The sequence below is a fragment of the Actinomadura sp. 3N407 genome (assembly GCF_052245875.1).
In the GTDB taxonomy this organism is placed as follows: Bacteria; Actinomycetota; Actinomycetes; order Streptosporangiales; family Streptosporangiaceae; genus Spirillospora.
Genome location: NZ_JBQQBP010000002.1, coordinates 275,346 through 289,721 on the forward strand (window position 1 = coordinate 275,346; position 14,376 = coordinate 289,721).

Consider the following 14,376-nt stretch of genomic DNA (forward strand, 5'->3'; position numbering starts at 1 on the left):
GGTTCGCCACCGGATCCCGACCTGATCCGGTGACATCGGGGGCGACGAGAAAGGACCCGCGCGTGGTGCGCGGGTCCTTCCGGTCGTGGACGGGGTCAGCCGGTCACGGGCAGGTCACCGGTGACGGGGGTGGGCACCGGGGCGGCGCTCGGCGGGCCGGACGGGGCGGGCGCCGGGGACGCGGACGGGTCGCCGCCCGGCTTGCCCGGGTCGGACGGCTCGCCGGGCTTGGCGCCGTCCTTGCCGCAGGTGACGGACGCGATGCTGACCGTCTGCGTCTTGCCGGCGAGCACCAGGCTCACCTCGATGGCGGTGATGGTGAGGCTGCCGTCCTTGTCGCGGACGTGCTTGTTGAGCGTGACGGTGGCGTTGCCGAGGCTCGGCAGGTCGACCTTCACGGTGCTGTTGGGCGTCGCGGCGGCCTTGAGCTTCTTGCCGTTCAGCGACGCCTTGACCAGGTTGGACACGCCGTTGCCGTTCTCGCACTTGGCGGTGACGGCGCTGGCGCTGAGACCGAGCTTGGCCACCTTGAGGTCGGCGACGGAGGCGCGGCCGTGCCCGGACCAGGCGGCGGCGTTGAGCACTCCGGCCTGGACGAGGGGGTTCGCCGGCAGCTCGGCGACGCTCTTGCGCTCCGGCTTCTGGGCGGTGGACGTCACCGCCGGGGTCGGCGGGATGGCGACGGGGCCGCTCGCGGAGATGGCGAAGGCGGAGCCGGCGCCGTCGCTGGTCGCGGACGCGGCGGGGACGGCCGCGGCGAAGGGCAGGGCGAGCGCGCCGACGGTGGCCACGCACTTCGTGAGTGCCTGCAAACGCACGATGGTTCTCCTTGGATTCGTACTTGTTGGGGGTTCAGCGGGGAACCGGCCTCACGGCCGGAGAATCGGGGGTACGTCAGTCCGCGATGTGGACGGGCGTACCGAGCGGGACCTTGGCGAGGCGCTTGAGCGCGTCCGCGGGTACGCGCACGCAGCCGTGGGTGACGGCCTTGCCGAAGACGGACTTGGACGGCCAGCCGTGGAACGCCACCGTCCCGGGGCCGCCGCCGTAGGTTTCGAGCGTGGCGGAGTGCGCGCCGACCGGCAGGATCAGCGGGCTGTAGGTCGGCTTGGCCGGGGCGAGGGAGGCGAGCAGGAACGTCCGTCCGGTCGGGGTGGGCGTCTTCTGCGTGCCGATCGCCACCTGCCAGGTGCCCTTCGGGCGTCCGGAGTCGAGGAGGGTCAGCTTGCGCTCGCTGAGGTCCACCTTGATGACGTTGGTGCTGCGCGCGGTCTTCAGCCCGGAGTCGGGGATCCAGCCGGTGACGCCGTTGGGCCGGCTCGGGAGCAGTACGCGCAGCCAGCCGGTACGGCGCTCCACCACGGGCACCCAGGTGGGGCCCTTGAGCTGGGTGGCGGGCAGTTCGGCGACGGGGGGCGCGCCGGGCTTGGCCGACACGGGCGCGGTCTCGTTCGGGTGCACCACCGTCCCGTCCACGTCGGCGGTCGGTTCCGGGTCGGCGGGCAGGTCGTCCAGGGTGGTGTAGGTGGTCGCCTGGGGCAGGTCACCCGCGCCGCCCGCCGGCGCCGCCTTGGCGTCCGGTTCCTGTCCTCCCCCGCAGCCGCTCACGAGGATGGCGATGACCGCCAGTGCGGCCGTGCCGGCCGCGGGCCCGCGGGCCCGGCGTACCGTGCCGTGCGGTGTTTCGTCGCTCACGAAGACTCCTGATGTTCATGATTGCCGGGTGGACGGGTCTCCTCGTCCCCTCCCATCCCTCCGGTCTCGCCTCTGTGCCCGCTGAATACGCACGAGGCCGTGATGGGGTTGCACGGCGTGTGGACCAAGTTGCGGACCGTGTTCCGCGGCAGGCAGTGGACCTTTGCCGGGCCTTGGCGGACGCTTTCGGAACAATCCGGGTTTGACAAGTGTTTGAACCCTCAACTAACCTCTGACGAGTCGTTGAAGTTTCAAGCACATCTAGCGCAGGAGCCATCATGAGCATCGCCGCCGTCGCCCCCGAGCTGACCGCCGGAACCTGGAACATCGACCCCGGGCACTCCGAGGTCACCTTTGTCATCCGCCACCTGATGACCAAGGTGCGGGGGGCGTTCACCGACTTCACCGGCGCCGTGCAGATCGCCGAGGAGCTCGGTGAATCGACGGCCACGGTCGAGGTCAGGATGGACTCGCTCGACACCCGCAACCCCGACCGGGACGCGCACGTGCGGACCGCCGACGTCCTGGACGTCGAGAAGTACCCGACCATGACCTTCACCACCACGGGCGTGCGCGCCGAGGGCGACGAGTACTACCTGGACGGCGACCTGACCATCAAGGACGTCACCCGTCCGCTGAGCCTCCGGGTCGAGTTCAACGGCGTCGGCGAGGACCCCTGGGGCGGGACGCGGGCCGGGTTCTCCGCCGAGACCACGATCAACCGCAAGGACTGGGGCATCGAGTTCAACGTCCCGCTGAAGGGTGAGAAGGCCCTGCTCAGCGACAAGGTCGACATTCAGCTTGAGGTCCAGGCCGTCCGCGCCTGACTCGACGCACGAGGACTCGACACACCGTTCTCAATGCACGGGGCCGTCCACATGCTGTGGGCGGCCCTTTCGCGTGCGCGGATCAAGCCCGGTTCGGATGCCGGTCGGGGGGCGCCGCGGCGAGGGGGAGGCGGAGCGTGAACCGGGCGCCGGCGGGGTGCTCCTCGACGCGGAGGGTGCCGCCGTGCGCCTGGGCGATCTCCCGCGCGATCGCGAGGCCGAGGCCGGTGCCGCCGGCGCCGCGGCTGCGGGCGGTGTCGAGGCGGGTGAAGCGTTCGAAGACCCGCTCGCGGTCGGCGGGCGCGATGCCCGGGCCGTCGTCGGTGACGGTGAGCAGCGCCTGACCGTCCCGCAGCGCCACCTCGACCATGATGGACGAGTCGGCGTAGCGTTCGGCGTTGTCCAGCAGGTTGCCCAGCAGCCGGACCAGCTGCATGCGGACGCCGCGCACCACCACGTCCCCCGTGAACTCCGTGACGATCTTCAGGGTGAAGGTGCGGCGGCCGACCTCGGCGTCCGCCAGCGCGGACAGGTCGATCGGCTCCTGCGCGGTGGTCCCGCCGGTGCCGATGCGGGCGAGCAGGAGAAGGTCGGTGACGATCGACTCCAGCCGGTCGGTGTCGCGCAGCGCCGACTCGACGACGGCCCGCAGGTCGTTGTCGTCGGGATGCATCGACGCGTCCTCCAGGTTGGCCCGCAGCCCCGTGATCGGGGTGCGCAGCTCGTGGGACGCGTCGGACGCGAACTGCCGCTGACGTCCGACCGCGCGTTCCAGCCGGTCGAGCGTCGCGTTGGCGGTCCGGGCGAGCTGCGCGATCTCGTCGTGCCCGGAGGGCTGCGGGACGCGGCGGCTCAGGTCGGTGGCGCTGATCTCGGCGAGCTGGGCGCGGATCGCCTCGACGGGGCCGAGGGTACGGCCGACGACCCGCCAGGTGATCCACGCGGCGGCCCCGGCCAGCAGCAGGACACTCCCGGCGAGCAGCGCCTCCAGCAGCCCGTTCACCAGGTAGGACGGCAGGGGCGACGCCGCGTACACGACGACGGAGTCGGACGCGGTCGTGGCGCGGATGGCCTCCAGGACGAGGCATTCGCGACCCGGCCAGCCGCCGTGGCACTCGGTGTAGTCGCGGACCCGCAGGTTGCTCGACGGCCAGAGTCTGCTCACCGGCGGCCTGCCCGCGGCGGCGGGTGTCGCGTTCGTCACATGCCCGCCGGGTGCGACGACCTGGATGAGGACGCGGCCGCGGGTCTGGTCCGGAATGGGGCCCCTGACCGTGCCGTCGCGGACGCCGCCGCTGACCCGCCGGCCCTCGACCTGCGTCTGCCGGAGGACATCGGCCTTGACGGCGCTGCGCACGGCGAAATCCACGCCGATCGCGGTGATGCCGAAGACGATGGCGGCGATCACGGCCGCGACGAGCGTGTCCCTGGCCCGGATGGACCGGGGGCGCAGGCGCATGGCCCTCCCGCTGGAGTTGCCGGTTTCCGGACGAGGCAACGCTACCCGCCGGTCACAATCGGGGAGCCGGAAATCTGGTGCCGGGTTTTCACCTCCCCTCACCGGGACATCCCGTTTTATGACGGTTCTTCCGGAGCACAGGGACGGACACATGGGCAGGGACGTGGCTTCGGTCACCATCAGCGGCGAGGACCGGCGGCGGTACCGCGACAAGGTACGCCGGTGCCTCGACGTGCTGGCCCGCATGCTGGGCGAATCCCAGTTCGACTTCGAGCACCCCCACATCGGCCTGGAGATCGAGCTGAACCTGATCGACACGATCGGCGACCCGCTGATGCGCAACGCGGACGTGCTCAAGGCGATAGCCGACCCGGCCTGGGCCACCGAGCTCGGCCAGTTCAACCTGGAGATCAACATTCCGCCCCGCGAACTCGGCGGAGAGAGCACCGGCGAACTGGAGGCGGAGGTCCGCGACCACCTGCAGCACGCCGACGAGCGGGCCCGCGAGGTCGGCGGCCGGCTCGCCATGATCGGCATCCTGCCCACCCTGCGGCGCACCGACATCGGTGAGGAGACCCTCTCCGCCAACAGCCGCTACAAGATGCTGAACGACCAGATCTTCGCGGCACGCGGCGAAGAGATGCGCATCGCCATCGACGGGCACGAACCGCTGCACATGCACGCCGACACCATCCTCCCCGAGGCCGCGTGCACCAGCGTCCAGTTCCACCTCCAGGTGAGCCCCGACCAGTTCGGCGCCTACTGGAACGCCGCCCAGGCCATCGCCGGCCCGCAGGTCGCCATGGGCGCCAACTCCCCCTTCCTGTTCGGGCACCGGCTCTTCCACGAGACCCGGATCAGCCTGTTCGAACAGGCCACCGACACCCGTCCGGACGAACTCAAAGCCCAGGGCGTCAGGCCCCGCGTCTGGTTCGGCGAACGCTGGATCACGTCCGTCTTCGACCTGTTCGAGGAGAACACGCGCTACTTCCCCGCCCTGCTGCCCCTCTGCGAAGACGAGGAGCCCCGCGCCGTCCTCGACGACGGCGGAATCCCCGAACTGGGCGAACTCACCCTCCACAACGGCACGATCTACCGCTGGAACCGTCCCATCTACGCGGTCGTCAAGGGCCGCCCCCACCTCCGCGTAGAGAACCGCGTCCTCCCCGCCGGCCCGTCCGTCGCCGACGTCATCGCCAACGGCGCCTTCTACTACGGCATCGTCCGCATGCTCGCCGAGGACGAACGCCCCGTGTGGACGCGCATGTCCTTCGCCACGGCCGAGGAGAACCTCCACCGCGCCGCCCGCGACGGGCTCGACTCCACCCTCTACTGGCCCGGTCTGGGCGAAGTCCCCGCGGCCGAACTCATCCTCCGCAAACTCCTGCCCCTGGCCCACGAGGGTCTCCAACGCTGGGGCGTCGACCCCGCCCGCCGCGACCGTCTCCTCGGCATCGTCGAACGCCGCTGCGTCACCGGCCAGACCGGCGCGGCCTGGCAGATCAACACCGTCCAGGCGATCGAAGAGTCCTTCGGCACCCCAAGGCACGAGGCCCTCCGCATGATGACCCGCTCGTACGTGGAGCACATGCGGCACAATGACCCCGTCCACACCTGGCCTCTCGGACCGTAGTTCTTTACAAGTCCTGAGTTCTTCACAAGTCCTGCACATTTCGGGCTCGTTGCGCACATAACGGGCTTCTAGAGTCTGGTCCGTGACTGGGAACGAGACGCGGATCCTCGTCGTCGAGGACGAGCCGACGATCGCGCGGGCCGTGGCCGACCGGCTGGCGGCGGAAGGGTTCGGCGTCGAGGTCGCCGGTGACGGGCCCTCGGCGGTCGAGCGCGCCCGCGCGTACGAGCCCCATCTCATCGTCCTGGACGTGATGCTGCCCGGATTCGACGGGCTGGAGGTCTGCCGGCGGGTGCAGGCGGAACGCCCCGTGCCGGTGCTGATGCTGACCGCCCGCGACGACGAGACGGACCTCATCGTCGGGCTCGGCGTGGGCGCCGACGACTACGTGACCAAGCCGTTCAGCATGCGGGAGCTCGTGGCCCGCATCCGCGCGGTGCTGCGCCGGGTCGACCGGCCGCGGGTGGACGCCGTGGCCGACGGGCCCGTGCGGATGGGGGCGCTGGAGATCGATCAGCGGGCCCGGCGGGTTCGCAGGGACGGCCGCGAAGTGCATCTCACGCCGACCGAGTTCGACTTGCTCGCCTGCCTCATGCGGAACCGGGGGGCGGTGCTGACCCGGGCCGTCCTGCTCGAACAGGTGTGGGACTGGGCCGACGCGTCCGGGACGCGGGTCGTCGACAGCCACGTCAAGGCGCTGCGCCGCAAACTCGGGCAAGGGCTGATCCGGACCGTCCACGGTGTCGGCTACAGCCTGGAGGGCACGTCGTGACGGCCGTCGAGCGCGGCTTCGTCCACAGGCTGTGGACAAGGCTGCCCCGGCCGCTGGATCCGCTCCGGTCGATCAAGGTGAAGTTCGGCGTCGTGGTGGTCGTCACCGCATGCGTCGCCGTCCTGATCGTCCTGTGGGGGTACCCGCTGGGGTTCCGCGCGCGGGAGACGATGCCGGTCGGCCTGCTCATCTCGGTCGTCGTGATACAGCTCGTCGCGCACGGCATGACCGCGCCGCTGCGCGAGATGACGACGGCGGCGCGGGCGATGGCGCGCGGCGACTACAGCCGCCGCGTGCGGGCCACGTCCCGGGACGAGGTCGGCGAGCTGGCGCAGGCGTTCAACCGGATGGCCGCCGACCTCGCCGAGGTCGACCGGCAGCGGCGCGAGTTCGTCGCGAACGTGTCGCACGAGCTGCGCACCCCGATCAGCGCGCTGCGGGCCGTCCTGGAGAACGTCGCGGACGGTGTCACGCCCGCGACGCCCGACGTCCTCGAATCGGCGCTGGACCAGACCGAGCGGCTCGGACGCCTCGTCACGCAGCTCCTGGACCTGTCGCGGGTCGAGGCGGGCGCGGCGACGCTGGACGTGGCCGACATCGACGTGGCCGCGTTCACCGCCGACGTCCTGGCGGAGGCCACCGCCGGGCACCCGGACGCGGTGTTCGAGTCCGATGTCGCGCCCGGCCTGCACGCCGTCGCCGACCGCGACCGGCTCCACCAGATCGTCGCGAACCTGCTCGACAACGCGGCCCGGCACGGCCCGGACGGCAGGCCCGTCACCGTGACGGCGCGTCCGGCGAACCTACCGGGCGGGCTCGTCATCGAAGTAACCGACGAGGGACCCGGCATTCCACCGGAGGAACGCGCCCGTGTCTTCGAACGCTTCACCCGCGGCTCCGCGTCCGGCCCCCGCGCCGGGACGCCGGGCGGCGGCACCGGTCTCGGCCTCGCCATCGCGAGCTGGGCGACCGACCTGCACGGCGGCGACATCACCGTCCTGGACACACCGAGCGGCTGCCGCATCCGTGTCGTGATCCCCCCGAACATCGGAGAATCCGCATGACGAAACCTTCGCAGGACTCGTCCGGCAAGCCCGAGGAACCCTCCACCCCGGACAAGGAGCCGGCCGCCAATCCGGGTGAGACGGCCGCCGCCCCCACAGAGCCGGCCGCAGCGTCCGCCAAGTCGGCCGCCGCGTCCACGGAACCGGCCGCCGCGTCCACCGAAGCGACCGTCCCGACGGAGAAGGACACCGCACCTGGCGAGAAGGACACCGCGCCCAAAGAGACGACCGCGGCCTCCGCCAAGCCGGGGGCCGCATGGGCGGAACCGGCCGTCTCCCCCGGGCCCGGGAGGGCCGCCGCTTCCCAGGCGCCCCCGGAGGCGGGCACCGGGCATGCGGGAGGTGTGCAGGGGCGTGCGCCATATGGGGCCGCGCCATACCCGGCGGGTTATGGGCGGCCGCCCTACCCGCCGCCGCCTCACGGCCACCGCGGTTATCCGCCGCCGCCCCCGGTCGTCTACACGCCGACGAAGCTGGACCGGGCCATCGCGGCCTGGAAGCGTCCCGCGCTTCCGATGTCGCCCGCGCTGGCCGCGGGCGCGGCCATCGCCGGGCTGATCGGCGCGGTCACGATCGGCCCCGCGCTGCGCGGCGGGCATCTCGGCGTGGGCGTCCTCATCACCGCCGCGGCCGTCGCGTACGTGACGGGGGCGTCGGCCTGGTCCGCGGGACGACTCGTCCGGGGCTCCTCCGCCAAGGGCGCCTCGCGGTTCAACCGGACCGGGGGCGTGTTCCTGCTGCTCGCGCTGTGCCTGTCGGCGACCGCGGCGGTCCGCGACGCGGACTGGATCGTCCTGCCGGCGTTGCTGCTCGCCGTCGCCGCCGGCTCGTACGCGGCGTGCGGCGGACGGTCCTGGGCGGAGGTCCTCGGCGGGGGGCTCGCGATCATGCCGGCGGTCGGATACATGATGCCGTGGGCGGGACGCGGCGCGTATCAGGCGGCGTCGCCGCGCCGGGGCAACGCCTGGCCGGTCATCCGGACCGGCCTGATCGTGGCCGGGCTGCTCGCGGTGTTCGGCGGGCTGTTCGTCGGGGCGGACGCGGCGTTCGGCAGCCTCGCCGCCGGTCTCGTCCCCGAGATCTCGGCGGCCTCCGTCGTCCTGTACGTGTTCGCGGGTGCCGCGACGCTGCTGCTGGCGTCCGCCGCCGCGTACCTCGGGCAGGCGCCGCCGCCGCTGCGGATGCTGATCCCCGAGCCCGCCAAGCCCGCCGGGCGCTGGTCGTGGGCCGTGCCGATCGCCGCGCTTGATCTGCTGTTCCTGATGTTCTGCGCGATCCAGGCCGGTGTGTTCCTCGCCGACGACAAGGACAAGCTGCTCGCCTCGACCGGCCTCACCTACGCCGAGTACGCGCGCCAGGGCTTCTTCCAGCTCGTCATCGTGACGGTCCTCGTCCTCGCGGTCGTCGCGGTCGCCATGCGGTACGCGCCTTCCGGCGGGCGCGGCGACCGCGTCACCGTCCGGGTGCTGCTCGGGCTGCTGTGCGCGCTGACCCTCGTCGTCGTCGCCGTCGCGCTGCGGCGCCTCTACCTGTACGAGGAGACCTTCGGCTGGACGCGGCTGCGGCTGTGGGTGCACGCGTTCGAGTTCTGGCTCGGCGGCGTGGTGGTGCTGGTCGCGGTCGCGGGCGTCATGAAGGGACGTGCCGCGTGGCTGCCGCGGGCCGTCGCGGCCGGCGGCGCCGTCGCGTTGATCGCCCTGGCGTCGATCAACCCGGACGGGTTCATCGCCGGGAACAACGTCGACCGCTACGAGGACACCGGCAAGCTCGACGTCGGTTACCTGCGGGGCCTGTCCGCCGACGCCGTCCCGGCGCTGGACCGGCTGCCCGAGCCGCAGCGGTCCTGCGCGCTGCGCTCCATCGCCCGCGACCTGGAGGACGACGAACCGGCCATGGGCGCCAACCACGCGCGGAGCAGGGCCCGCGAGATCCTGGAGCGCCGTCCCGTGGACGACGCCGCGAGCTGCGCCGGCTCCTACCGTTCCGGTTGAGCCGGTCGTCCGCGGTCGAGCCGGCCGTCCGTGGTGAGCTGGTCGTCCATGGTGAGCAGGGCGAACGCGGCGAGGGTCGAGTCGTCGGTGATCCGGCCCTCCCGCACCAGCGCCGCGAACTCGTCCCTGGAGAACCACTTCTGCCGCATGTCCTGCTCCTCGGGCTCCCGGTCGGTCTCGCCGGCGCGCAGGTCGGACGCGACGAAGATGTTGAAGCCCTGGCCGCTCGTCCCGTGGGAGCAGTTCAGGTAGCCGAGGTGTTTCAGCGTCCCGGCGCGGAGCCCGGTCTCCTGCGCGAGCTCCAGGCGGGCCAGCTCCTCCGGGTCGGCGTCCCGCCGGCCGGGGAGGGAGCCCTGCGGGAAGTTCCAGGTGCGCTTCCCGATCGGGTACCGGTACTCCTCGACGAGATGGAACCCGTCCCCGTCGAGGGGGATGACGAGCACGAAGTCGGGTTTGTCGACGACCCCGTAGATGCCGCGCGAGCCGTCCAGCCGCTCGACCTCGTCCTCCCGGACGACCATCCACGGGTTCTCGTAGACCACCCGCGTGCCGACCTGGCGGACCGCGGGCTCGCCGGGCTTTCCGGTGTCATGCATGCTCAGGCTCCCGAACCGTAGCGGTAGACGAGTTCGTGCCGGTCGCCGACCACCACCCGGTGGGTGACCTCGACGACGCGGCCATCCTGGTCGTACGCGCGGCGCCACAGCGTGAGGACGGGCTGATCGGGGCCGATCTCCAGCGTCTCCTGCTCGTCCGCGCACGGCAGCCGGCACGTCACCGACTCCTCGAACGTGATGTGGTGGCCGGTCTCCTCCAGCCGCGAGTAGATGCCGCCCGGACCGGTGTCGACCTCGCGCAGCACCGGGATCCGCTCGACGACCTCGGGGACCACCCAGGTCGTCGCCGTCTGGACGGGCGGTTCGCCTTCCACTCCCTGGACGCGGGCGCGCTCCAGGACGCGCGTCCCGGGCGGCACGTCCAGCCGGGGCGCGAGGCGCTCACCGGCCTCGACCTCGCTGACCGTCGTCCGGGTGAACGGTGTGCGGCCGTCCTTCCGCGCCGAGACGTGGAACCCGCGCCACGCCCCGTCCTGCCGCGTGATGTCGGCCGCGGCGCGCCGCACCCGCTGCGCCGTCCGCACCTGCGTGCCCGCACCGTGCCGCAGCCGGACGAGTCCCTGTTCGGCCAGCATCCGCAGGGCCCGCCGGACGGTCGAGCGGTCGGCCTCGTACGCGCGCGCCAGCTCCCGCTCGGACGGCAGCCACGCGCCCGGATCGAGCTCACCCTCGACGATCCGGGCGGCCAGCGCGTTGCTGATCGCCTGTGCCTTCGTGGGGGGTCGCGGCATACCAGATCCTGCTCCGGGTCGATGCGTTGGCCTCACACCGTACAGATGCCACAACGAACGGCCGCCTTTTGGGGTTATGCCGAACGCGTTGTGACCGGTGCTCGACCGTCCTATGGTAGACCTACCATAGGCCCACCGAGGGAGCCCGCGCGATGTCGGTGATCATGTGCATGCCCGGCTGGCACAGCGAACGCTCGAACAGCGGCCTGCGGGCCACCCGAATCAGTCCCCTGTCGGACTACCAGCTGCTCAACGGCTGCCTGGAGGAGATCGTCGCGGCGGACGAGGGCGAACTGTGGCTGCTCTGCGACGCCCAGACCCGGCTGGCCGAGCGCGTCGCCACCGCCGAGCGGCTCCGCGCCGCGCCGGCCCGGCCCGGCCCGGGTGGTTCCGGGGCGGGCAGGTCCGGCACGGGCAGGACCGGGACGGTCACGTCCGGCGGAAGGTGACCACCTCGCCCGAGTCGCCGACGGCCTCGCGCGGCGGCTGGATCATGCGCTCGCCCGCGTTGTCGGCCAGCAGCGCGCGGGCGCGCAGCACGATCTCCAGGTCGAACCGCAGGTCCGGGTCGAGAAGCTGTTCGCCGAACAGTTCCTCCAGCTGACGCAGCCGGTACCGGACGGTCTGCGGGTGGACGTGCAGCCGCATCGCGACCTCGTTGGCGTTGCGGCCCGACTGCAGCCACGCCAGCAGCGTCTCGGCCAGCCGGTCCTGCTGGCTGGGCCGCAGGTGCGCCAGCGGCGCGAGGCGCAGATCGGCCAGCGAGGTGATGAGCCCCTCGTCCTGGAACAGGATGAGCGTGGACATGTGCTCCACGCTGCGGATCACGCCGCTCTCCGCCTCGATCACGCCGCGCTGGACGAGGCAGAGCGTCTTGCGGGCCCACTGGATGGAACGCGCCGCCTCCATCAGCGGGACGGTCGGGCCGACGACGGCGAGCGTCCCGGACAGGGCGCGGTCGACGAGCTTGGCGCGTCCGGGACCGTCCGGGTCGGGGATGATCAGGCTGGGGGTGCGGCGGGTGAGGTCGGCGAGGACGTCGGGCGGGAACGCGGGCTGCCGGTTGCCCTGGTGGTGGCGGCCGAGCGCCACCGCGGCGATCGTCCGGGGGACGGGCCAGTGCGCGGCGGCGGCGAGGTCGGCGATGGCCTCCTGCGCGGCGGGCGGGTCGGCGAACAGCAGGTCGAGCAGGCGCTTGCGGCGGCGCTGCATCTCCCCCGCGACGGCGGCCTTGGCCTGGGAGAACCCCTCGGCGGCGGCGTGCGCCAGCTCGTTCTGGAACTCCATCAGGACCTCCCCCACGGCGCCGAGGGTGCGCGGCGAGACGTTGAGGGCGTCGGCGCCGTCGGTGAGCCGCCGCCAGGCGATCATGCCGCCGACCCGCATCGCGCTCTGCATGGCGTCGAGGCTGCGCCCCTCTCCGGCCTCGCCCCGGCCGATGGCGCGGAAGAAGTCCACCACCGCTGCGGAATCGTGGCCGGGGTCGGCCACCCGGTCCACGAAGTAGTGGAGCACCCGCTCGACGGCGAGCCGCAGTGTCCCCGAATAGGAGCCGTCTCCCGGCCGGTCGTACTCCCTGACGCGCGTCTGGATTTCCTGGATCATGTCGTCCGCCACCTCGTCGAGGTGCGGCCGCATGTGATCTGCCAGTTCTCTCGGCAGATCCGGCCACAGGCGCCCGTTCGTGGTCGAACCAACGTCCGCCACAGAACCTCCCAGCTCTCGTCCCCCTGCGTTGCGCGCCGTACACACGGGGTAATTACTTACTTATGTGACTTGTGTGAGGCAAATCATGACCCGCGGCGGGCCCGGGAGCAAAGTGTAGGTCGAGATTCGACCGAATTCGGCCTGCTTTGTGATGAGGAATCAACAGGTCGGCGAACCCTGGCCGGTTCGCTCGCCCGATGCGACAGTGGGAGCACAGCGAGCGAAGCGTGAGGTGATCACGTGCCTGCGAGCCCCGGCGACCGCACCCCCGCCCAGGCCCCCGGCGTCCCCCCGAAGGCCCTGGGCGCCGCCGGCCGAGCCGCCGACGACCGGTTCGGCGCCACGTCGTTCATGCGGAAGGCGCTGCGCAAGGCGTTCCCCGACCACTGGAGCTTCCTGCTCGGCGAGATCGCCATGTACTCGTTCTTCGTCATCCTGCTGACGGGCGTCTTCCTGACCCTGTTCTTCGTCCCGAGCATGAAGGAAGTCGTCTACGACGGCTCCTACGAGCCGCTGCAGGGCGTCCGGATGAGCGAGGCGTACGCGTCGACGCTGCACATCAGCTTCGACGTGCGCGGCGGGCTGCTGATGCGGCAGATCCACCACTGGTCGACGATCATCTTCATGGCGGCGATCCTCGTCCACATGCTCCGCAACTTCTTCACCGGAGCGTTCCGCAAACCCCGCGAACTCAACTGGCTCATCGGGATCGTCCTGTTCATGCTGGTCATGGTGAACGGCCTGTTCGGCTACTCCCTGCCGGACGACCTGCTCTCCGGTACCGGCCTGCGCATCCTCGAAGGCGTCATCGCCTCGATCCCGCTCGTCGGCTCCTACGTCCTGATGTTCCTGTTCGGCGGCGAGTTCCCCGGCACCGTGATCATCCCGCGGCTCTACGTACTCCACGTCCTGCTGATCCCCGGGATCCTCCTCGCCCTGATCCCGCTGCACGCCGTCGTCCTCACCTGGCGGCAGACCCACACCCAGTTCCCCGGCAAGGGCAGCACGAACACGACCGTCCGCGGCTACCGGTTCTTCCCCGTCTTCATCGCCAAGACCACCGCGTTCTTCCTGTGGGTGTTCGGCGCCACGGCCCTCCTCGCGACGATCTTCCAGATCAACCCCGTCTGGCTGTTCGGCCCCTACGACCCGGGCGCGATCAGCTCCGGCTCCCAGCCCGACTGGTACATGGGCTGGCTGGAGGGCTCCCTCCGCATCATGCCCGCCTGGGAGATCAGCGCCTGGGGCCACACCGTCCCGATGAGCGTCCTCGTCCCGGCCCTCGTCGTCCCCGGCCTCCTGTTCACCGGCCTCGCCGCCTACCCGTTCCTCGAACGCTGGGTCACCGGCGACCATCGCGTCCACCACCTGCTCGACCGTCCCCGCGACGTCCCCGCCCGGACCGCCATCGGCGCGGGCGGCGTCGCCTTCTACGGCGTCCTGTGGGCGGCAGGCGGCAACGACGTGATCGCCGAAACCTTCGAGGTCCCCCTCTTCTGGACGACATGGTTCTTCCGCGTCGCGATCGTCCTCGGCCCGCTTCTCGCCTTCGTCATCGCGTACCTCATCTGCATCGGCCTCCAGCACGGCGACCGCTCCCTGGTGCACCACGGCCTGGAGACCGGCGTGATCCGCCGCCTCCCGAGCGGCGAGTACCTGGAGGTCGAACGGCCCCTCGACGACGAACGCCTGGCCCCCGTGACCGACGACCGTCCACCCGCCGCCGTCGACCTCGACCGTCCCGGCACGGACGGAGTGGACCCACCCGAAGCCCGCACCCGCCTCGGCCGACTGCGCATAGCGCTCAACCGCCGCTTCAGGGACGACCTGGCCCGCCCACCCGCCGACGAGCACAAAACCCTCGGCCCCTGACCCGCGCG

Annotated in this window: 13 protein-coding genes; 7 read left to right on the top strand and 6 right to left on the bottom strand. The window is 71.6% G+C overall.

What is annotated here, in order from left to right; genetic code table 11:
* Positions 1–95: 95 nt before the first annotated feature.
* Complete coding sequence (locus ACTWPP_RS05395; RefSeq protein ID WP_443102959.1) at positions 96–818, bottom strand: choice-of-anchor P family protein; 723 nt, start codon at positions 816–818, stop codon at positions 96–98.
* A 76-nt stretch (positions 819–894) separates the two neighbouring features.
* The gene (locus ACTWPP_RS05400) at positions 895–1,695 is read right to left on the bottom strand and encodes a L,D-transpeptidase family protein (RefSeq protein ID WP_443102960.1); all 801 of its coding nucleotides are present in this window, start codon (positions 1,693–1,695) and stop codon (positions 895–897) included.
* A gap of 278 nt (positions 1,696–1,973) precedes the next feature.
* On the opposite strand from ACTWPP_RS05400, the gene ACTWPP_RS05405 reads away from it, so the two are divergent.
* Entirely contained in the window at positions 1,974–2,522 is a 549-nt protein-coding gene (locus tag ACTWPP_RS05405) for a YceI family protein (protein WP_443102961.1), read from the top strand.
* Positions 2,523–2,604: 82 nt separating this feature from the next.
* Here the strand turns inward: ACTWPP_RS05405 and ACTWPP_RS05410 are convergent, their stop codons facing one another.
* Positions 2,605–3,981 (bottom strand): sensor histidine kinase, encoded by a 1,377-nt coding sequence (locus tag ACTWPP_RS05410; RefSeq protein WP_443102962.1) that lies wholly within the window; start codon positions 3,979–3,981, stop codon positions 2,605–2,607.
* Positions 3,982–4,132: 151 nt separating this feature from the next.
* On the opposite strand from ACTWPP_RS05410, the gene ACTWPP_RS05415 reads away from it, so the two are divergent.
* The 4 genes from ACTWPP_RS05415 to ACTWPP_RS05430 all read left to right on the top strand — a co-directional run bounded on the left by ACTWPP_RS05415 (position 4,133) and on the right by ACTWPP_RS05430 (position 9,441).
* Positions 4,133–5,614 (top strand): glutamate--cysteine ligase, encoded by a 1,482-nt coding sequence (locus tag ACTWPP_RS05415; protein ID WP_443102963.1) that lies wholly within the window; start codon positions 4,133–4,135, stop codon positions 5,612–5,614.
* An 82-nt stretch (positions 5,615–5,696) separates the two neighbouring features.
* A complete protein-coding gene (locus ACTWPP_RS05420) occupies positions 5,697–6,386 on the top strand; it encodes a response regulator transcription factor (protein WP_443102964.1) in 690 nt (229 codons plus the stop codon).
* Positions 6,383–7,450 carry a sensor histidine kinase gene (locus ACTWPP_RS05425; protein ID WP_443102965.1) on the top strand — a complete coding sequence of 356 codons (1,068 nt, stop codon included), beginning with the start codon at positions 6,383–6,385 and terminating at the stop codon, positions 7,448–7,450. The genes ACTWPP_RS05420 and ACTWPP_RS05425 overlap by 4 nt, the downstream gene beginning before the upstream one ends.
* Positions 7,447–9,441, top strand: coding sequence for a DUF4153 domain-containing protein (locus ACTWPP_RS05430; protein ID WP_443102966.1), 1,995 nt, complete (start codon positions 7,447–7,449; stop codon positions 9,439–9,441). The genes ACTWPP_RS05425 and ACTWPP_RS05430 overlap by 4 nt, the downstream gene beginning before the upstream one ends.
* On the opposite strand, the gene ACTWPP_RS05435 is transcribed toward ACTWPP_RS05430, so the two are convergent.
* Positions 9,426–10,037 carry an NUDIX domain-containing protein gene (locus ACTWPP_RS05435; RefSeq protein ID WP_443102967.1) on the bottom strand — a complete coding sequence of 204 codons (612 nt, stop codon included), beginning with the start codon at positions 10,035–10,037 and terminating at the stop codon, positions 9,426–9,428. The two genes, ACTWPP_RS05430 and ACTWPP_RS05435, sit on opposite strands and share 16 nt — an antisense overlap.
* Before the next feature lie 2 nt (positions 10,038–10,039).
* On the bottom strand, positions 10,040–10,789 hold the full coding sequence (locus tag ACTWPP_RS05440) for a GntR family transcriptional regulator (protein ID WP_443102968.1): 750 nt from the start codon (positions 10,787–10,789) through the stop codon (positions 10,040–10,042).
* Positions 10,790–10,941: 152 nt separating this feature from the next.
* Between ACTWPP_RS05440 and ACTWPP_RS05445 the strand changes: the two genes are divergently transcribed.
* Positions 10,942–11,238: a hypothetical protein gene (locus ACTWPP_RS05445; protein WP_443102969.1), complete on the top strand. Its 297-nt coding sequence runs from the start codon at positions 10,942–10,944 to the stop codon at positions 11,236–11,238.
* Here the strand turns inward: ACTWPP_RS05445 and ACTWPP_RS05450 are convergent.
* Positions 11,219–12,427: a helix-turn-helix domain-containing protein gene (locus ACTWPP_RS05450; RefSeq protein WP_443103411.1), complete on the bottom strand. Its 1,209-nt coding sequence runs from the start codon at positions 12,425–12,427 to the stop codon at positions 11,219–11,221. The genes ACTWPP_RS05445 and ACTWPP_RS05450 overlap by 20 nt on opposite strands.
* Before the next feature lie 309 nt (positions 12,428–12,736).
* On the opposite strand from ACTWPP_RS05450, the gene qcrB reads away from it, so the two are divergent.
* Positions 12,737–14,368 carry a cytochrome bc1 complex cytochrome b subunit gene (gene qcrB, locus ACTWPP_RS05455; protein ID WP_443102970.1) on the top strand — a complete coding sequence of 544 codons (1,632 nt, stop codon included), beginning with the start codon at positions 12,737–12,739 and terminating at the stop codon, positions 14,366–14,368.
* The last annotated feature ends 8 nt before the right edge of the window (positions 14,369–14,376 follow it).

Excerpts from the sequence above, each read along its gene's own strand:
- ACTWPP_RS05405 (WP_443102961.1), top strand. The coding sequence starts at position 1,974 with ATGAGCATCGCCGCCGTCGCCCCCGAGCTGACCGCCGGAACCTGGAAC.
- ACTWPP_RS05410 (WP_443102962.1), bottom strand. The coding sequence starts at position 3,981 with ATGCGCCTGCGCCCCCGGTCCATCCGGGCCAGGGACACGCTCGTCGCG.
- ACTWPP_RS05415 (WP_443102963.1), top strand. The coding sequence starts at position 4,133 with ATGGGCAGGGACGTGGCTTCGGTCACCATCAGCGGCGAGGACCGGCGG.
- ACTWPP_RS05430 (WP_443102966.1), top strand. The coding sequence starts at position 7,447 with ATGACGAAACCTTCGCAGGACTCGTCCGGCAAGCCCGAGGAACCCTCC.
- ACTWPP_RS05435 (WP_443102967.1), bottom strand. The coding sequence starts at position 10,037 with ATGCATGACACCGGAAAGCCCGGCGAGCCCGCGGTCCGCCAGGTCGGC.
- ACTWPP_RS05440 (WP_443102968.1), bottom strand. The coding sequence starts at position 10,789 with ATGCCGCGACCCCCCACGAAGGCACAGGCGATCAGCAACGCGCTGGCC.
- ACTWPP_RS05445 (WP_443102969.1), top strand. The coding sequence starts at position 10,942 with ATGTCGGTGATCATGTGCATGCCCGGCTGGCACAGCGAACGCTCGAAC.
- ACTWPP_RS05450 (WP_443103411.1), bottom strand. The coding sequence starts at position 12,427 with ATGCGGCCGCACCTCGACGAGGTGGCGGACGACATGATCCAGGAAATC.